A 19,091-nucleotide genomic window follows, 5' to 3' on the forward strand; every position below is an offset into this window, starting at 1 on the left:
GTTTCCTCCTTGTAAATCAATCTCACGTCGATTTAGTTACAAAATCAGTCCTGCTGCTTTTTGCCGATGATCTTTTCCGCGACAGACTTCGGAACTTCCTCGTAGTGGTCAAACTGCATGGTGAACATGCCGCGGCCCTGAGTACGGGAACGAAGGTCGGTCGTGTAGCCGAACATCTCGCTCAGCGGAACAAAGGAGTGGATGATCTGGTCCTGGCCGCGCACTTCCGTGCCTTCGACCCGGCCGCGGCGGCTGGACACATTGCCCATCACGTCGCCCAGATACTGATCCGGTACGATGATCTCCACTTTCATCATGGGCTCCATCAGGCAGGGATCGGCCTTGCGGACAGCTTCCTTGAAAGCCATGCTCGCGGCGATCTTGTACGCCATTTCGGAGGAGTCCACATCGTGGTAGGAACCGTCCGTAACAGCAGCCTTGAAGTTGACTACTTCGTAGCCGGCGATAGCGCCGCTCTTGGCTGCTTCCTGGATACCCGCGTCGATCGGTCCGATGAATTCCTTCGGAATCACGCCGCCGACGATACGGCTCTCGAACTCGTAACCCTTGCCGGGCTCCTGGGGTTCGATCTCGATCCAGCAGTGGCCGTACTGGCCGTGACCGCCGGTCTGACGGACGTAACGTCCTTCGGCCTTGGCGGGCTTGCGGATGGTTTCCTTGTAAGTAACCTGGGGCTTACCCACGGTTGCTTCAACTTTGAACTCGCGCAGCAGGCGGTCCACGATAATCTCCAGGTGGAGTTCGCCCATGCCGGCGATAATGGTCTGACCGGTTTCCTGGTTGGTGTAGGTCTTGAAGGTGGGATCCTCTTCAGCCAGACGCTGAAGCGCGTAGGTCATCTTCTCCTGACCGGCCTTGGTCTTGGGCTCGATGGCTACTTCGATAACCGGATCCGGGAAGACCATGCTTTCCAGGATGATCTGATGGTTCTCGTCGCAGAGGGTGTCGCCTGTGGTGGTGTCTTTCAGACCCACGGCGCCGGCGATCTCACCGGTGTAGATGGTATCAACCTCTTCACGGTGATTGGCGTGCATCAGCATGATACGGCTGATGCGCTCCCTCTTCTGCTTGGTGGAGTTCATCACGTAGTTGCCGGACTCCAGCTTGCCGCTGTATACGCGGAAGAAAGCCAGTTTACCGACAAAAGGATCAACCATGATCTTGAACGCCAGTGCGGAGAAGGGTTCGTCGTCGGAAGGATGACGTTCCATCTTCTTTTCATGGTCATCGGGGTCGACACCCTCAATCGCCGGAATATCCAGCGGGCTGGGCATATATTCAACCACCGCGTCCAGCAGCGGCTGCACGCCCTTGTTACGGTAGCTGGTACCGCACAGAACAGGGTTCATCGTGCAGGCGATGGTGCACTTGCGGATGGCGCCGCGGATCTCTTCTTCGGTCAGCTCTTCACCCTCGAGGAATTTCTCCATCAGGGCGTCGTCCGTCTCAGCGACCTTCTCCAGCAGGTTCGCGCGATACTCTTCGGCAATCTCCTTCATATCGGCGGGGATTTCCTCATCACGCACATCCTGTCCGAGGTCATCATAGTAGATCTCAGCGCGCATACGCACTAGGTCGATGATGCCGCGGAAGGTGTTTTCCTTACCGATGGGCAGCTGAATCGGAACGGCATTGGCGCCGAGGCGATCCTTCATCATATCAACCACGCGGAAGAAGTCCGCGCCGGTGATGTCCATCTTATTGACGTACGCCATGCGGGGAACATGATAGGTCTCCGCCTGCTTCCATACGGTTTCACTCTGGGGCTCAACGCCGCCCTTTGCGCAGAAGACGCTTACAGCGCCGTCCAGCACGCGAAGGCTGCGTTCCACCTCGACCGTGAAGTCCACGTGGCCGGGCGTGTCAATGATGTTGATACGATACTGTTTGTTCGCATTCTGGGGGTCATGGGGATCGTGCCAGAAGCAGGTGGTGGCAGCAGACGTAATGGTGATGCCGCGCTCCTGTTCCTGGGCCATCCAGTCCATGGTGGCCGTACCTTCATGCGTTTCACCGATGCGGTGATTCTTACCTGTGTAGAACAGGATCCGCTCGGTAGTGGTGGTTTTACCGGCATCGATATGAGCCATAATACCGATGTTCCGGACTCTTTCAAGTGGATGGCTTCTGGGCATACTTGGGATTTGCTCCTTTCAGATGCTGCTTTGTTCGTGCAGTTGAAATGCTTATTACCAGCGGTAATGAGCGAATGCCTTGTTAGCCTCGGCCATACGGTGCATTTCTTCTTTACGTTTTACCGCGGCGCCCGTATTGTTGGAGGCGTCAAGCAGTTCAGCGGCCAGGCGCTCAGCCATGGTCTTCTCACCGCGTTTCCGGGCGAAGTCAACGATCCAGCGCAGGGCCAGGGTCTGACGGCGTTCGGGGCGGATTTCGATAGGCACCTGATAGGTGGCACCACCAACACGGCGGGCCTTAACTTCCAGCTGCGGGGCAACGTTGTTCAGGGCTTCCTGGAAAACGTCGGTAGCAGCCTTGCCGGTCTTTTCGGCAACGGCTTCAAAAGCCTCATAGCAGACGTTCTGCGCAACTCCGCGCTTTCCGTCCAGCATAATCTGGTTGATCAGTTTGGTAACTACCGTGGTTCCGTAAACGGGATCCGGCAGCACTTCACGCTTCGGTACAAAACCGCGACGGGGCATAGGTTTCCCTCCTCAATAATAGTCCTGATGTAAGTGTTCTGCTTCCTCTTCTTCCGACCCTGCGTCAGCATCGCATGGTCCCGGTCACGAATAGACCGGCCGGCTTACTCCGCCTGCTTCCTGTCTCTCTGTCATTCCTGTTCCGAAGAACAACATCGTGTCAGGCGCGGATCATCACCGTTTCAGACTGCGGCGGCAGCTTTCTGCTTACTTCTTCGGGCGCTTCGCGCCGTACAGGGAACGAGCCTGCATCCGCTTGGCAACACCGGCGGTATCCAGAGCACCGCGGATGATGTGATAACGAACGCCGGGCAGGTCACGAACACGGCCGCCACGGATCAGCACAACACTATGCTCCTGCAGGTTGTGGCCGATACCGGGGATGTAGCAGGTACCTTCGATGGAGTTCGTCAGGCGGATTCTCGCGATTTTCCGCAGAGCAGAGTTGGGCTTCTTAGGAGTCTGAGTCTTCACGCTCAGGCACACACCGCGCTTCTGGGGGCATCCCTGAAGAATAGGAGCGGTGGGCTTCTTGGTCACCCGTTCGCGGCCCTTACGGACAAGCTGATTAATTGTGGGCATTAGAGCACCTCCTGAATAATATCCTCAAGATCCCGCAACCCTCAGGATCTGGAAGGCGTTTTGATTGTACCCGGGTCTTTCTTTATGCCTTGAGCAGTCCGGCGGCAGCGGTGGGTACGTCCACTCCGCAGATCATGCCAAGCTCTTTCATCGACGCGGCCCTCACACAGGGGATACCCGCCGCTTCCGCGGCCCGGACCACCTGTTGGTAGATGAAGGTATCAGCGTCGCTGCAGACATATACCTTGGATACGGTTCCGGCTTTGATCGCCCGGATCACCTGTTTCGTACCGACTACCTTCCGGCTGCCGGCCGCTTTCAGCATGTCCATGCCTTTCGGAACCTCCTCCCGTTTCCCGGGTTTTCCGCCTCAAAAAAGGGCGCAATAAACCCCGGAACATACTGCAACTGGACTATCATATCATTGTTGTAAAGCATTGTCAATAAGTTATGAGAGAAAGAAATATATTATTAGGAACGTTTGTGCTCTTGCGATACTGGTAAGTGAAATATTCGGCTCCGCCGAATATGAAATGTGCTTCGCACGTGAAATATCTGCTTCGCAGATGTGAAATATCGGCCGGTACCCGGCCGATGTGATATATACTTTAGGACCGAAGGCATTCTATCACGGTGTCATTCTGAGCGAAGCGAGCCCGCGAGCGAAGTCGAAGAATCTCCTACGAATTCAGAATGAGACAATAGTCATGGGAACCGCATAGTTTCGCACTCAGCCGAAACCATCTATCACATTCGCCGGCAGGCGAATATTTCACATTGAACGGCTTGCCGTTCAATATTTCACATTTGCCCTTCAGGGGAACGATAGGGACGGTCCTTTTCGTTCCTCAGTCCTCATTTATTGGCTTTTCATGCTCAAAGGGAACGAAAAGGACCGTCCCTATCGTTCCCCTTCTGCATTGTAGAACAGGTTCCGGCTCATTGAGCCGGAACCTGTTCCACCAGCCAGTATTTCCCGTTTGTCACCAGGTGCGTGAACTTCCCTTTCACGCTGGTGTACACCGCCGGAAGTTTCCGCTTTGTCAGGGCAACCTGCCCCGCATCTCCCCGTCCCTCCACGGACGTCACAATCGCCAGCTTCGCCTCCATCGCTTTGAAGAAAGGCGTCGACATATCCGATTTGGCGTGATGGGGATACTTTACAATATCGCACTTCAGCAGATCCGTTCCGATCCGCCTGATCATCGCGTTCTGCCCGGCCTGTTCCATGTCCGCCATAAACAGGATGGACCGTTCCCCGTAGGTGACAAGTGTCTGGGCGCTCTGGTTGTTCATGTCCAGGTAAGTCTCGTTGTTCTTCAGGAAGAGCAGTTTCACTTCCCCGTCACCCATGGTGTATTCATCCCCGTCCCGGTATTCCTTCAGGGGAATGTTCCGCTCCTGGGTGGTCCGCAGCAGCCGCAGGCCGCTTTCCGTCAGGTCCGGGCTGAAGCAGATCCGCACTTCCCCGACTTTCGCCGTATCATCCGTGATTTCCAGGCCGTTGATATGGTCGTGGTGGAGATGCGTGTTGAACAGAATGTCTATTTTCTCTATTCCCAGCTGCTTCAGCAGGATCGCGCCCCGGTTGGCCGCCCGCTCGTCCCCGCAGTCGATCATGTACACCTGTCCGTCATACATCAGGATCGCCTCATCAGCGTCCTTGATGTTCGGCATCCAGATCTCCAGGAGTTTGTCTCCCTTTGGAAAATAAAAATCAGGACAGACCCCCGGAGAATGCACATGGTCGATGACCGTTGTCCCCGGTTCGGCCGTAGGCGCCGGGGTGGGCCTCATTTCCCTTCCCGCCGGTGCCGGTTCCGGTGTCGGAGGAAATACGGTCTCCTCCGGGCCGGCACTGGCCGACAGAATCAGGAACACCGCGGCCAGAATCGCGACCGCGGCAAAGCCCAGCTTTCTCACAAGTCTTTCCTTCCTATTATATATTATAAGAAATATATAAAATATAGATAAATTTCCGTTGACTTTTATCTGATGCCATGTTAAAATTTATAATTGCATCAGTATCGTCTTGGTGCCTGGAAACCCATGATGACTTCCTTATTTTACACAGCTTCTGTGTGAAACGCAAGTCCCATTTTTTCGGGTCTCCCGGACGGTCTGGTCGGACGAAATAAGGGGTGATTTCAAAACATGGTACACGAGGTCCACATGGGGAAGCTCCGCGAACGTATGAGCTTCTCACGCATTGATGAAGTTCTGGAGATGCCCAACCTGATTGAGGTGCAGAAGAACTCCTATCAGCGCTTTCTCGATACCGATCTGCGCGAAGTCCTGGCCGATGTGTCTCCCATCACTGACTACAATGGGAACCTGGTTCTGGAATTCGTGGACTATTCTCTGGACGAGCCGAAAAATTCCATCGCCCGCTGCCGTGAACGGGATATTACCTACGCAGCGCCGCTGAAGGTGTTTGTCCGCCTGAAGAATAAGGAGACCGGTGAAATCAAGGAATCCGACGTTTTTATGGGCGACTTTCCCCTCATGACCGACCATGGCACTTTTATCATCAACGGTGCCGAGCGCGTGATCGTCAGCCAGCTGGTCCGCTCTCCCGGCGTCTATTTTGACGTCGCATACGATAAAGCTGGCAAAAAGCTTTACTCCTCCCAGATTATCCCCAACCGCGGTGCCTGGCTCGAATACGAGACAGACTCCAACGATGTGCTCTGGGTCAGGATCGACCGCGCCCGCAAACTGCCCATCACCGTCATTCTGCGCGCCCTTGGCTACGGCACCGACGCGGAGATCATCGACATCATGGGTGAAGACGAGCGCCTGATGGCCACCATCCAGAAGGGTGATAACGCCAAGTCCAGGGAAGAGGGCCTCATCGAGATCTACAAGCGCCAGAAACCCGGCGAACCCGCCAGTCTCGAAAGCGCCACCAATCTCTTCAATTCCCTCTTCTTTGATCCCAAGCGCTATGACCTCATGCGTGTGGGCCGCTATAAATATAATAAGAAGCTTTCCATTGCGACCCGTATCCATAACCAGATCGCGGCGGAAGACATCATCAACCCCCAGACCGGTGAAGTCGCGGTTAAGAAGGGCGAAACCATCTCCCTGGAGATCGCCCGTGAACTGCAGAACGCCGGTGTGAACACCGTTATGCTGGACTGCGAAGGCCAGATCCGCAAGGTCGTCGGCAACAACTTTGTTGACGCTTCCGGCTACCTGCCCTTCGATCCCAAGGATGCCGGCATCCTGGAAATGGTCCACCTGCCCACCCTGAAGCAGATCATTGAGTCCGTTGAGCCCGATCAGCTGTTTGACGCTGTGAAGGAAAACATCGCCGCCCTGGTGCCGAAGCACATCATCCCCGACGATATCGTTTCCTCCGTCAACTACATGCTGGGCCTGCCCTACGGCATCGGCACCACCGATGATATCGACCATCTGGGCAACCGCCGCCTGCGCAGCGTCGGTGAACTGCTCCAGAACCAGATCCGCATCGGCCTGAGCCGCCTGGAGCGCGTTGTGCGTGAGCGTATGTCCATTCAGGATTCCACCGACATCAAGCCCGGTGACCTGATCAACATCCGCCCCGTGAGCGCCGCCATCAAAGAGTTCTTCGGTTCTTCCCAGCTGTCCCAGTTCATGGACCAGCCCAACCCCCTGGCTGAGCTGACCCACAAGCGCCGTCTGAGCGCCCTGGGCCCCGGCGGTCTGAACCGTGACCGTGCTTCCTTCGAAGTCCGCGACGTGCACTACAGCCATTACGCCCGTATCTGCCCGATCGAGACTCCTGAAGGTCCCAACATCGGTCTGATCGGCTCCCTGGCCACCTATGCCCGCATCAACGAGTACGGCTTCATCGAAGCCCCCTACCGCCGCGTGGACAAGGAACACGGCCGCGTGCTGGATGAGATCGACTACATGACCGCGGACGAGGAAGACCTGTACAAGGTCGCCACCGCAAACGAGCCCCTCAATCCCGACGGCACCTTCGTCAAGGACCGCATCACCGTCCGTGACAAGGCCGACATCGTTGAAGTGCCCGTTTCCCAGGTGGACTTCATCGACGTCAGCCCCCGCCAGGTCGTTTCCGTGGCTACCGCCATGGTTCCCTTCCTGGAGAACGACGACGCCACCCGCGCCCTGATGGGTTCCAACATGCAGCGCCAGGCTGTGCCGCTGCTGGTTCCCGAAGCTCCCCTCGTCGCCACCGGTATGGAATACCGCGCCGCGCATGACTCCGGCGTCGTGATCCTTGCCAAGGAAGACGGCGTGGTCGAGAAGGTGGACGCCACACAGATCGTCATCCGTGACAACTTCGGCGAGCGCCACACCTACACCCTGACCAAGTTTGCCCGTTCCAACCAGTCCACCTGCATCAACCAGCATCCCGTGGTCTCCGCGGGCCAGAAGATTGAAAAGGGCGACCTGCTGGCGGACGGTCCCTCCACTGAAAAGGGAGAGATCGGCCTGGGCCGCAACGCCCTGATCGGCTTCATGACCTGGGAAGGCTACAACTACGAGGACGCTGTCCTGCTGAGTGAAAAGCTGGTTAAGGAAGATATCTACACTTCCATCCATATTGAAGAGTTCGAATCCGAAGCCCGTGAGACCAAGCTCGGACCGGAAGAGATCACCCGCGACATTCCGAACATCTCCGATGACGCTGTCAAGGACCTGGATGAGGGCGGTATCGTCCGCATCGGTGCTGAAGTGCACGCCGGTGATATCCTGGTCGGTAAGGTGACCCCCAAGGGTGAAACTGAACTGACCGCTGAAGAGCGCCTGCTGCGCGCCATCTTCGGTGAAAAGGCCCGTGAGGTCCGGGATACCTCCCTGCGCGTTCCCCACGGCGAAGGCGGTATCGTTGTTGACGTGAAAGTCTTCACCCGTGAGAACAAGGACGAGCTCTCCCCCGGCGTCAATGAAATGGTCCGCATCTACATCGCCCAGAAGAGAAAGATCTCCGTCGGCGATAAGATGGCAGGCCGTCACGGTAACAAGGGTGTTGTTTCCCGCATCCTGCGCGAAGAGGATATGCCCTTCCTGCCCGACGGTACTCCCCTGCAGATCGTTCTGAACCCCCTGGGCGTTCCTTCCCGTATGAACCTGGGTCAGGTTCTGGAAGTGCACCTGGGCCTGGCCTGCCGCGCGCTGGGCTGGCACATCGCCACCCCCGTCTTCGACGGCGCCACCTACGAGGAGATCCTGGAGCACCTGGACAAGGCTGAAAAGAAGATGTCCGCTCCGGAAGATGAGAACGATCCTCACGTAAACGAATATCATTTCCATAACGGAAAGCCCCTGCGCCTTGATCTGGACGAGGAAGGCAAAGCCCTCTTCCGCCAGGGCAAGATCCGCGTCAGGGACGGCCGTACCGGCGACTACTTCGAAAACCCTGTCACCGTCGGCATCATGTACTTCCTGAAGCTGCACCACCTGGTCGATGACAAGATGCATGCCCGTTCCACCGGTCCCTACAGCCTTGTTACCCAGCAGCCTCTGGGCGGTAAAGCCCAGTTCGGCGGACAGCGCTTCGGTGAAATGGAAGTCTGGGCGCTGGAAGCTTACGGCGCCGCCAATACCCTGCAGGAGATCCTGACCGTGAAGTCCGACGATACCGTCGGCCGCGTCAAGACCTACGAAGCCATCATCAAGGGCCAGAACATCCCGAACCCGGGTGTGCCTGAGAGCTTCAAGGTCCTCCTGAAGGAAATGCAGGCCCTGAGCCTTGACATTCGTGTCCTGGATGCTGCCCGGAACGAGATCGAAATTCCCGAGCTCGATCCCGAGGATATGCCCCAGTCCGACGCTCTGCGCGCTGCTGTTTCCGCCAAGCCTGAAGGCGAAGGCGAAGCGGTTGCCGAAGAGACCGAGGAAATGGAACAGGCCGCTGACGAAGCCTTCAGCATGTCCGAAGACGATCTGTCCTTCGGCGCTGATGAAGAAGGCAGCGAAGAAGACGACTTCTCCGTTTCCAACGCTGGCACTGAAGACCTTGAGGACTTCAGCGTTGAAGACCTGTCCGACCTGGATCTGGATGATGACATCTGACCCGGCCGCCTGACCTTCTGAAAGAAGCGAAGAATCCTGTCCCTTATTACGATGCTGACATATTTTCGAAGGGAGTGTGCCCCTTTTGTTCGAACTTTCTAATCTGGACTCTATTCAGATCGGGATGGCTTCCCCCGAGCAGATCCTTGCGTGGTCTCACGGTGAGGTTACCAAACCCGAAACTATCAACTACCGCACGCTGAAGCCCGAACGGGACGGTCTGTACTGCGAACGCATCTTCGGACCCACCAAGGACTGGGAGTGTAACTGCGGTAAGTATAAGCGGATCAAGTTCAAGGATAAGGACAAGATCTGCGACAAGTGCGGCGTGCAGGTCACCCGGGCGAAGGTCCGCCGTGAGCGCATGGGCCATATTCAGCTGGCTGCCCCTGTCAGCCACATCTGGTACTTCAAGGGCATCCCCAGTCGGATGGGTATGCTGCTGGATATCTCCCCCCGCAATCTGGAGAAAGTTCTCTATTTTGCCAACTTCATCGTCCTGGATCCGGGCAACAGCGAAGAGACCGGCCTGAAGCGGCTGGAGCTGATCAATGACGCCCGCTACCGCGAAGTCGAAGCCAAGTGCGGCAAGGGCTCCTTTGTCGCCAAGATGGGTGCTGAAGCGGTGCAGGACCTGCTGAAGGAACTGGACCTGGACCAGCTGGCCACCGACCTGAAGGCCGAGATCGCCACGCTGACCGAAAAGGAACGTGACCGCGAAACTGAAGGCCAGAAGCGCGCCCGCGCTGTCAAGCGCCTGGAAGTCGTGGAATCCTTCCGCACCAGCCATAACAAACCCGAGTGGATGATCCTCACTGTTGTGCCGGTTATCCCCCCGGATCTGCGTCCCCTGATCCAGCTGGACGGCGGCCGTTTTGCCACCTCTGACCTGAACGATCTGTACCGCCGGGTCATCAACCGCAACAACCGCCTGAAGAGACTGCTGGAGCTGGGCGCTCCGGACATCATCGTCCGCAATGAAAAGCGTATGCTGCAGGAATCTGTGGACGCCCTGATCGACAACGGCCGCCGCGGCCGTCCGGTCACCGGTCCCGGAAACCGTGCCCTGAAGTCCCTATCTGACCTGCTTCGCGGTAAGCAGGGCCGTTTCCGCCAGAACCTGCTGGGTAAGCGCGTTGACTACTCCGGCCGTTCCGTTATCGTTGTTGGTCCGGAACTGAAGCTGTATCAGTGCGGTCTGCCCAAGGAAATGGCGCTGGAACTGTTCAAGCCCTTCGTTATGGAGCGCCTGGTCACCCTGAAGCTCTCCCATAACGTGAAGTCCGCCAAGCGGGCCGTCGAAAAGGTCCGTCCCGAGGTGTGGGACATCCTGGAAGAGGTCATCAGGGATCATCCGGTGCTGCTGAACCGCGCGCCTACCCTGCACCGCCTCGGTATCCAGGCCTTCGAGCCCATCCTGGTCGAAGGTAAAGCCATCAAGCTTCACCCGCTGGCCTGTACCGCCTTCAACGCCGACTTCGACGGCGACCAGATGGCTGTGCACGTCCCGCTGTCCATGGAAGCCCAGGCGGAAGCCCGCTTCCTGATGCTGGCCCATAACAATATCCTGAAGCCGCAGGATGGCCGCCCGGTCATTTCTCCCTCTCAGGACATGGTTATCGGCTGCTACTACCTGACCATCGTTCACGAAGGCGCCAAGGGATCCGGCCGGGTCTTCTCCTCCGAGGATGAAGCCATCATGGCTTACTCCCTGGGACAGATCACCCTGCAGTCCCCCATCAAAGTCCGGATCTTCCGTACCTTCGGTGAGGAATCCGGCTCCAGGCTGATCGACACCACCCTCGGCCGCCTGATCTTCAATGACGCGCTGCCGCAGAACCTGGGCTTCGTGAAGCGTGAGTGCCTGGATGACATGTTCCAGCTGGAAATCGACGAACTGGTCGGCAAGAAGCAGCTGTCCAAAATCGTTGACCAGTGTTTCCACACCCAGGGCGAACACAAAACCGCCCAGGTGCTGGACAAGATCAAGGCGCTGGGCTTCAAGTACTCCACCGTGGGTGCCATCACGGTGTCCGTTGCGGACATTAAGGTGCCTGAAGTGAAGAAGACCATGCTGGAAGAGGCTGATGAGTCTGTCCGCAAGGTCAACAACCTGTACCGCCGCGGTCTTCTGTCCGAGGATGAGCGTTACAACCGCGTCATCAACATCTGGACCGAGTGCACCGCCAACCTGAAGAATCAGATTCTGCCGAACCTGGACAAGTTCAACCCGATCCGCATGATGACAGACTCCGGCGCCCGCGGTTCTTCCGCACAGGTGTCCCAGCTGGCCGGCATGCGCGGTCTGATGGCCTCTCCTTCCGGTAAGACCATCGAGCTGCCCATTCGTGCAAACTTCCGTGAGGGCCTGACGGTTCTGGAATTCTTCCTCTCCTCTCACGGTTCCCGTAAGTCCCTGGCCGACACGGCTCTGCGTACCGCTGACTCTGGTTACCTGACCCGTCGTCTGGTGGACGTTTCCCAGGAAGTGATCGTCCGGGAAGATGACTGCTTCGAATCCCGTGGTGAAAAGGTCCGTGGTATCAGCGTAGCCGAGCTCATGAGCGGCAAGCAGTCCATTGAATCCCTGGAAGACCGTCTCCGCGGCCGTACCGCTGCTGAAGACATCATCGATCCCGCCACCGGCGAAGTGCTGGTCCGGATGAACGAGCCCATCGACTATATGATGGCCCGTGAGATCGTGGCCCGCGGCATCACCAAGGCCACTGTCCGTTCCGTCCTCACCTGCCGTACCGAAAACGGTGTCTGCGCCCGCTGCTACGGCGAGAACATGGCCCACGGCGGCAAGGTGGATGTCGGTGAGGCTGTCGGTATCATCGCTGCCCAGGCTATCGGTGAACCCGGTACCCAGCTGACCATGCGTACCTTCCATACCGGTGGTATCGCGGGTGCTGACGACATCACCCAGGGTCTTCCCCGCGTTGAGGAACTGTTCGAGGCCCGCAAGCCGAAGCGTGACGCCATCCTGGCTGAGATCGCCGGCACGGTTTCCATCCAGGAGACCAAGAAGCGCCGCGAACTGGTCATCACCTCCGATGAAGATCCCAAGGACACCAAGTCCTACCAGATCACCTACGGTTCCCGCCTGAAGGTCGGTGTAGGCGATCATGTGGAAGCCGGCGATGAGCTGACTGAAGGCTCCGTCAATCCCCATGACCTGCTTCGTATCCTCGGTGTGAAAGCCGTTCAGGAATACCTGCTGAAGGAAGTTCTCTCCGTTTACCGCCTCCAGGGCGTTGGCGTGAGCGACAAGCACATCGAGATCATCATCCGCCAGATGCTGCGCAAGGTTCGCGTGGAAGACAGCGGAGATACCGATCTGCTGACCGGCTCCCTCGTGGATATCTTCCGCTTTGAGGAAGCCAACCGGAAAGCCATCATGGAAGGCGGCACCCCCGCCATCGCCAAGCGTATCCTGCTGGGCATCACCAAGGCTTCCCTGGCCACCGAAAGCTTCCTGTCCGCGGCTTCCTTCCAGGAGACCACCCGCGTGCTGACCGAAGCCGCTATCCGCGGTAAGATCGACCCGCTGATCGGTCTGAAGGAGAACGTCATCCTTGGTAAGCTGATCCCTGCCGGTACCGGCATGAAGCGCTACAAGGATATCGAGATCAAGGACTCCTACAGCTTCTAATTGAATTAAAAAAGGAACCGGAGCAATCCGGTTCCTTTTTTAGTGCACAATGCATAATTCATAATTCATAATGCATAATGCATAATGATATAGTGTTTACCAGGGCCAAAAGGGAACGATAGGGACGGTCCTTTTCGTTCCCTGCTTCTCCTTTATTTGCTTCTCAGGCTGAAATGGGAACGAAAAGGACCGTCCCTATCGTTCCCCCGCTCCGTCCGAAGGACGCATTTAATCAAAGAAATCGCACCCTTTCGGGTGCGATTTCTTCAACAATTATTCATTGTTCATTGTTAATTCTTCATTGGATCAGAACTTTGTAAAAGTTCTGATCCTGATGATCCCCTGCAGTTCCTGCAGCGTCTGCAGCGCATGAACGGAAGGAAGCTCAGTCATTTCCATCACGGTCACAGACATATCCTTGCGGCTCTTGTTGACCATGTTCTCGATGTTGATGCCCTCTTTCGCCGCGGCCGCGGTGATGTTGGAGATCATGTTCGGAATGTTCTCGTGCAGAACCAGGACGCGGACTGCTTCCGGCTCGCCCAGCTGCAGCTCCGGATAGTTCACGCTGTTATGGATGCTGCCGTTTTCCAGATAGTCCCGGATTTCAGCGGCGGCCATGGTGGCGCAGTTGTCTTCGCTCTCCGGCGTGCTCGCACCCAGATGCGGAATGCACACTACATTTTCAGCGCCGATGATTGCGTCATTCGGGAAGTCTGTCACATAGCGGCCGATCTTTCCGCTGGCCAGCGCAGCCAGCATATCGTCGTTATTGACGAGCTCGCCGCGGGCAAAGTTCATGATGCAGGCACCGTCCTTCATCTTCGCAAACTTTTCCGCGTTGATGGAACCGCGGGTGGAGTCGTTCAGCGGGATATGGAAAGTGATGAAATCAGCCTGTGCAAGCACTTCATCCTCGGACGCGGCGCGGTGCACAGAGGTGCTCAGGCTCCAGGCGCGTTCCACGGAGATTCCGGGGTCATAGCCGATTACATTCATGCCCAGGCCGCGGCTGGCGGCATTGGCCACAATGGAACCGATGGCGCCCAGGCCGATAACGCCCAGGGTCTTGCCCCGTACTTCAGCACCGACAAACTGGCTCTTTCCTTTTTCCACCAGCTTGGCTACTTCATCGCCCTTGCCCTTCAGGGTCTTGACCCAGTCCAGGGCTTCCGCGATCTTCCGGCCGCACATCATCATGCCGGAAATCACCAGCTCAGCCACCGCGTTGGCGTTGGCGCCGGGGGTATTGAAGACCACGATGCCTTCTTTGGAGCAGCGGTCAATCGGGATATTATTGACGCCGGCACCGGCACGGCCGATCGCCAGCAGTTCCTTGTTGAACTCCATGTCATGCATGGCGGCGCTGCGCACCAGGATCGCGTCCGGCACGGGCTCGTCCTTGCTTACCGTATACTTGTCAGCGCTCAGCTGTGTATAGATCACATCCGAGATCGCGTTCAGCGTCTGAATCTTATACATCAGTACGTTCTCCTTCAATTAATTCTGAATTCTTAATTCTGAATTCTGAATTGATTAGGCGTTTTCGCTCTCAAACTTCTTCATGAAGGCAACCAGCTTCTCCACGCCTTCGATGGGCATGGCATTGTAGATGCTGGCACGCATACCGCCGACGGAACGGTGGCCCTTCAGGTTGACCAGGCCTTCAGCCGCGGCAGCCTTAACGAAGGCAGCATCCTTATCAGCATCGCCGGTGACGAAGGTCACGTTCATGCGGCTGCGGTACTTGGGCTGGGCAGTAGCCTTGAACAGCTTGCTGTTGTCCAGGAAGTCATACAGCATGGCAGCCTTCTGGATGTTCACAGCTTCAACAGCCTTCACGCCGCCGATGCTCTTCAGCCACTCGAAGGTCAGGCCGGCCAGGTAGATACCCCAGGTGTTGGGAGTGTTGTACATGCTTCCCTTTTCAACCTGGATCTGCCAGTTCAGCAGCTTCGGGCAGATATCCATGGCATGGCCAACCAGGTCATGCTTCACGATCAGCACACACAGGCCGCTGGGTCCGATGTTCTTCTGGGCGCCGGCATAGATGGCACCATACTTGGTCACATCCATTTCCTCGCTCAGGATCATGCTGCTGGCGTCGCAGACGATAGGAGCCTTGCACTTGGGCAGTTCCACGAAACGGGTGCCGTAGATGGTGTTGTTCTGGGTGATGTGCACATAGTCAGCATCTTCCGTGAACTTGATGGCATCCAGGTCCGGGATATAGGTATAAACGTCTTCGCGGCTGGAAGCCACAACGTTTACTTCACCGTAGCGCTTGCCTTCTTCGGCAGCCAGGTGGGCAAAGTTACCGCTGTCGATATAGTCAGCCTTTTTGTTGACCATCAGGTTCAGCGGAACAGCGGAGAACTGCTGGGTCGCACCGCCCTGCAGGAACACCACGTCATAATCTTCGGGGATGTTCATCAGGTCGCGGAGATCGGCAACAGTCTTGTCATAGATATCAGTGTACATCTTGCTGCGATGGCTCATCTCCATCACAGACATACCTGTATCGCCGTAACAGACCAGATCTTTCTGCGCCTTTTCAAGCACAGGCAGAGCCAGCTGGGAAGGTCCGGGAGAAAAGTTATAAACACGTTCCATGATTCATCCTCCTCTTATTGAGCGGGACACATTTGTCCCACAGGGTTATTTTTTAACCACGCGAACAGTATGCCATACATTTCTGAAAATTGCAATACTAAAAGCAATCCAAATACAATCCATGTTAAGGCATGGATTGTATTTGGAAATGAATAATGAATACTGAAAACTTAAAAATAATGGATAAAACAGCATCAGAAGATGCTGTTTTTTTGAATTGATGAAAACCCGTCCTCCCATTAAATCAAAGAAATCGCACCCATCCGGGTGCGATTTCTTCCACCATTCTTAAGTTTTAAGTATTCATTTTTCAGTTTTCAGTGAATATCCGCTTCAGCGGATATTCTTATCACATGCAGTGTCTTTCCTTCCACCCTGAACCTTACGTTCTTTCCCCCAAACTCAAACGCGTACACTCTCTCCGGATCATCCTGATACGCCGGCCGGGGATCCTCCCGCAGCACCGCCTTCAGTGCCTCCAGCGTTTCAGGATCCATTCCCTTCGCGCATTCCTCCGGGATCACCACGTCCACAGTCCGTTTCTCCGTCCTGTCCGTGAATCCGCCGGTGGCATCAGGTACGCAGTCCGCGTAAGGAATATAGGGCTTGATATCATAGATCGGCGTTCCGTTCATCAGGTCCGCCCCGGCTACCTTCAGCACCGTGCCTTCCCTGCCCTTTTCCACGCCCAGCAGCTTCACGCAGCTCAGGCCGATGGCATTGGGCCGGTACGGTGACCGGGTGGCAAACACGCCAACCCGTTCGTTTCCGCCCAGGCGGGGCGGACGCACAGTCGGAGACCAGGTTTCCCGTTCCGCCCGGTCAAAAGACCAGATCAGCCACAGGTGGGAAAACTCCTCGATTCCCCGCAGCGCCTCGGCCACCCGGTATTCCGGCTCGAACACGATGGTGGAGACTACCTGTTCCACCAGGCCGCTCTGCCGGGGCACACCGAATTTCCCGTCATAGGGGTTCCTTATCCTGGCAATGATCTTCATCTTACATTACAACCGTGATGTCGTTCTCGTCCTTCAGGTCGCTTTCCGGGATCACGCCGGCCGCGCGTTCCACGCCGTTCAGGATCACCTTCACGGGCGTGCCTTCCTTGTGGGCGCTGTTGTCCACGGTGATATGCAGCTTCCGGCCACGGAAGACCTTCTCCATCGTGAAGCCGTCCCATTCCTGCGGGATCGCGGGAGAGATCTCAATGCCCTTGGTTGTGGGACGCAGGCCCAGGATACCTTCCACGCAGCCGACCATGACCGTGCTGGCGGTACCCGTCAGCCAGTGCACATGGCTCCGTCCGGCGAAGGGGCTCTCATGGCCCTCAATGAACTGGCCGTGGACGTAGGGCTCGATCACCCGGCGGTCCGCGTCGTCATTGAAGGAAGCAGGGCTGCTTTCCTTAAAGTACTGGAATGCCCGGTTTCCGTGTCCGCACAGTGCTTCCGCCAGGATCGCCCATCCCTGGGGCTGGCAGAAGATACCGCCGTTCTCCTTGGTGCCCGGGTTGAACAGCCGCATCCGTGCGCCTTCAAAGTATTCATACCGGTAGCTGGGCTGCATCAGCTCCAGGCCGTAAGGCGTATTCAGCTTCTTGCAGGCGGTCTCCAGGATAATCTCAGCCTGCTCATGGGTCGCGGCACGGCTGATGACGGCCCAGCTCTGGGGATTCAGCCACGTGGCGGCCTCGTTGTTTTTCCGGCTGCCGATGATCTCGCCTGTATCACGGAAACCGCGGATGAACTGGTCTCCCTCGTAGCACAGGCTGTTCAGGATCTTCAGCAGGTTATCCGACGTCTCGTTCAGGTATGCCAGGTACTCCGGCTCGTTTTCACAGAATTCCTTCATGATGTTCAGCGCGTAATAGAGCTGGAAGGCCACGAAGGTGCTCTCACCCTGGGAGCCCAGCACGAGGCAGTCGTTCCAGTCGGCATGCAGGCCCGCGGGCATCCCGTGGGGTCCCAGGTGCGTCATGCTGAAGTTGATGGCCCGCTTCAGGTGCTCCCGCACCGTTCCGGTATCCTTGTCCGCAAAGGGGATCTCTTCATCCAGGTAAGCCGTGTTGCCGGTTTCCGCGATATACTTGTACACCGTCGGGAACAGCCACAGCGCGTCATCCGCCCGGTAGCTGGGATGGCCGGTGGCCTTCACATAGCTGTCCTGCTCCGGTGTGTCCTCGTGGCCGGCGTTATGGGTGAACTTCACCAGCGGCAGGCCTGCACCGTGATGCACCTGCGCGCTGAGCATAAAGGTCAGCTGTTTCCGGGCCAGTTCCGGATCCAGGTGCATGATGCCCTGGATATCCTGCACGGTATCCCGGTAGCCGTAGCCGTTCCGTTCACCGCAGTAGAACAGGCTGGCAGCGCGGCTCCAGATAAAGGTGATGAAGCACTGGAAAGCGTTCCAGGTGTTCACCATGGTGTCAAAGTTTTTGTCCGGGGTGGAGATCTTCAGGTTGGCCAGTTCCCCGTGCCAGTATTGCTTCAGTTCTTCCAGTTCCTTCTCCACAGTCGCTTCCGTATCAGCGTAGCGGTCCACGATCTCCTTCGCCTCAAAGACGGTCTTCTGCCCCAGAAGGAACGCCGCCGTGGTCTTTCCGGCAGGCTTCAGCGCCGCGCTGAACTGCAGTGCGCCGCAGGGGTTTCCGTTATAGTTCAGGCTGTTGTCGCATTTCCCGTCCAGCAGCGCCTGGGGTTTGTCAAAGCGGTTCCGGCCCAGGAACTGCTCCCGGCGTCCGGTATAGCTGGCCACTTTCGCGCCGGCCAGGCCGAAGAAGCGTTCCCGCCCGGTGGTTCCGTCCGGCCGCGGATAGTTGAACTCATTGATCTGTTCCAGGATAAAGCTGTCATGGAATTCTGTCTTTGTGATGAACTGGGTATACTGCAGGTTCACCAGGTCCTGGGTATAATAGCTCTCTGTCGTGAATTCCGCGTAGGCAAACACGCTGATCTTCCGTTCCCGGTCGGTCAGGTTCTCCAGGCTGATCCGCCACACCTCATGGGTGGCACCCATGGGCACATAATACAGGGCCCGGCTCCGGATCCCGTTGTATTCGCTCACAAACTCGGTATAGCTGGTGCCGTGATGGCATTCCGTCTTATACTGGTCCAGCGGCTTCGCCACCGGCTTCCAGCTGGCGGACCAGAAATCGCCGGTTTCTTCGTCCCGCAGGTAGATATACCGTCCGGGTTCGTCAAACTGGTTGAAGGTATAGCGCAGGATCCGTCCGGCCGCGCCGCTCTTGACGAAGCTGTAGCCGCCCGCGTTTACTGTTACGATCGCGCCGTATTCCGGCGATCCCAGATAATTTGCCCAGGGGGCGGGTGTGTTGGGATTGGTGATCACATACTCTCTTGCGTTTTCATCAAAATAGCCGTAATTCATTCCTCTGACCTCCTGCGGTACCTTTATTTGATCGACTTTCACAGGGTGTTCTTTTTCAAATCCATTTATTTTAACATGGAAAACGTTTACATGCAATAATGAAAAAAGGCGGCCCCTTGCGGGTCCGCCTCTGTGCAAAC

Annotated in this window: 11 protein-coding genes; 2 read left to right on the forward strand and 9 right to left on the reverse strand. The window is 56.8% G+C overall.

Annotation, left to right across the window (positions count from 1 at the left end):
- Window positions 1–44: 44 nt before the first annotated feature.
- The 5 genes from fusA to JYE50_RS05865 all read right to left on the reverse strand — a co-directional run bounded on the left by fusA (window position 45) and on the right by JYE50_RS05865 (window position 5,186).
- Window positions 45–2,156, reverse strand: coding sequence for an elongation factor G (gene fusA / locus JYE50_RS05845; RefSeq protein ID WP_084097570.1), 2,112 nt, complete (start codon window positions 2,154–2,156; stop codon window positions 45–47).
- A gap of 54 nt (window positions 2,157–2,210) precedes the next feature.
- Entirely contained in the window at window positions 2,211–2,681 is a 471-nt protein-coding gene (gene rpsG, locus JYE50_RS05850; protein WP_084097569.1) for a 30S ribosomal protein S7, read from the reverse strand.
- A gap of 207 nt (window positions 2,682–2,888) precedes the next feature.
- A complete protein-coding gene (rpsL, locus tag JYE50_RS05855; RefSeq protein ID WP_084097567.1) occupies window positions 2,889–3,263 on the reverse strand; it encodes a 30S ribosomal protein S12 in 375 nt (124 codons plus the stop codon).
- An 82-nt stretch (window positions 3,264–3,345) separates the two neighbouring features.
- On the reverse strand, window positions 3,346–3,594 hold the full coding sequence (locus JYE50_RS05860; protein WP_084097565.1) for a ribosomal L7Ae/L30e/S12e/Gadd45 family protein: 249 nt from the start codon (window positions 3,592–3,594) through the stop codon (window positions 3,346–3,348).
- Window positions 3,595–4,202: 608 nt separating this feature from the next.
- Entirely contained in the window at window positions 4,203–5,186 is a 984-nt protein-coding gene (locus JYE50_RS05865) for a ComEC/Rec2 family competence protein (RefSeq protein ID WP_084097563.1), read from the reverse strand.
- 231 nt (window positions 5,187–5,417) lie between these two features.
- Between JYE50_RS05865 and rpoB the strand changes: the two genes are divergently transcribed.
- Both rpoB and rpoC read left to right on the forward strand, forming a co-directional pair.
- Window positions 5,418–9,296, forward strand: coding sequence for a DNA-directed RNA polymerase subunit beta (rpoB, locus tag JYE50_RS05870; protein WP_084097561.1), 3,879 nt, complete (start codon window positions 5,418–5,420; stop codon window positions 9,294–9,296).
- 85 nt (window positions 9,297–9,381) lie between these two features.
- Window positions 9,382–12,951 (forward strand): DNA-directed RNA polymerase subunit beta', encoded by a 3,570-nt coding sequence (rpoC, locus tag JYE50_RS05875; protein WP_084097559.1) that lies wholly within the window; start codon window positions 9,382–9,384, stop codon window positions 12,949–12,951.
- A 306-nt stretch (window positions 12,952–13,257) separates the two neighbouring features.
- Here rpoC and JYE50_RS05880 read toward each other — a convergent pair whose 3' ends face one another.
- The 4 genes from JYE50_RS05880 to JYE50_RS05895 all read right to left on the reverse strand — a co-directional run bounded on the left by JYE50_RS05880 (window position 13,258) and on the right by JYE50_RS05895 (window position 18,951).
- The gene (locus tag JYE50_RS05880) at window positions 13,258–14,433 is read right to left on the reverse strand and encodes a 3-phosphoglycerate dehydrogenase family protein (protein WP_084097557.1); all 1,176 of its coding nucleotides are present in this window, start codon (window positions 14,431–14,433) and stop codon (window positions 13,258–13,260) included.
- A gap of 54 nt (window positions 14,434–14,487) precedes the next feature.
- Window positions 14,488–15,564 (reverse strand): 3-phosphoserine/phosphohydroxythreonine transaminase, encoded by a 1,077-nt coding sequence (serC, locus tag JYE50_RS05885; protein WP_084097555.1) that lies wholly within the window; start codon window positions 15,562–15,564, stop codon window positions 14,488–14,490.
- 317 nt (window positions 15,565–15,881) lie between these two features.
- Entirely contained in the window at window positions 15,882–16,562 is a 681-nt protein-coding gene (gene tsaA / locus JYE50_RS05890) for a tRNA (N6-threonylcarbamoyladenosine(37)-N6)-methyltransferase TrmO (protein WP_084097553.1), read from the reverse strand.
- A 1-nt stretch (window position 16,563) separates the two neighbouring features.
- Window positions 16,564–18,951, reverse strand: a complete 2,388-nt coding sequence (locus JYE50_RS05895) for a glycoside hydrolase family 94 protein (RefSeq protein ID WP_084097551.1) — start codon at window positions 18,949–18,951, stop codon at window positions 16,564–16,566.
- Between the last annotated feature and the right edge of the window lie 140 nt (window positions 18,952–19,091).

The sequence above is a fragment of the Aristaeella lactis genome, from assembly GCF_018118585.1.
Classification (GTDB): Bacteria; Bacillota; Clostridia; order Christensenellales; family Aristaeellaceae; genus Aristaeella; species Aristaeella lactis.

Bases quoted from the DNA above. Each gene is read 5' to 3' on its own strand.
- fusA (WP_084097570.1), bottom strand. From the start codon at position 2,156: ATGCCCAGAAGCCATCCACTTGAAAGAGTCCGGAACATCGGTATTATG.
- rpsG (WP_084097569.1), bottom strand. From the start codon at position 2,681: ATGCCCCGTCGCGGTTTTGTACCGAAGCGTGAAGTGCTGCCGGATCCC.
- rpsL (WP_084097567.1), bottom strand. From the start codon at position 3,263: ATGCCCACAATTAATCAGCTTGTCCGTAAGGGCCGCGAACGGGTGACC.
- JYE50_RS05860 (WP_084097565.1), bottom strand. From the start codon at position 3,594: ATGGACATGCTGAAAGCGGCCGGCAGCCGGAAGGTAGTCGGTACGAAA.
- rpoB (WP_084097561.1), top strand. From the start codon at position 5,418: ATGGTACACGAGGTCCACATGGGGAAGCTCCGCGAACGTATGAGCTTC.
- JYE50_RS05880 (WP_084097557.1), bottom strand. From the start codon at position 14,433: ATGTATAAGATTCAGACGCTGAACGCGATCTCGGATGTGATCTATACA.
- serC (WP_084097555.1), bottom strand. From the start codon at position 15,564: ATGGAACGTGTTTATAACTTTTCTCCCGGACCTTCCCAGCTGGCTCTG.
- tsaA (WP_084097553.1), bottom strand. From the start codon at position 16,562: ATGAAGATCATTGCCAGGATAAGGAACCCCTATGACGGGAAATTCGGT.
- JYE50_RS05895 (WP_084097551.1), bottom strand. From the start codon at position 18,951: ATGAATTACGGCTATTTTGATGAAAACGCAAGAGAGTATGTGATCACC.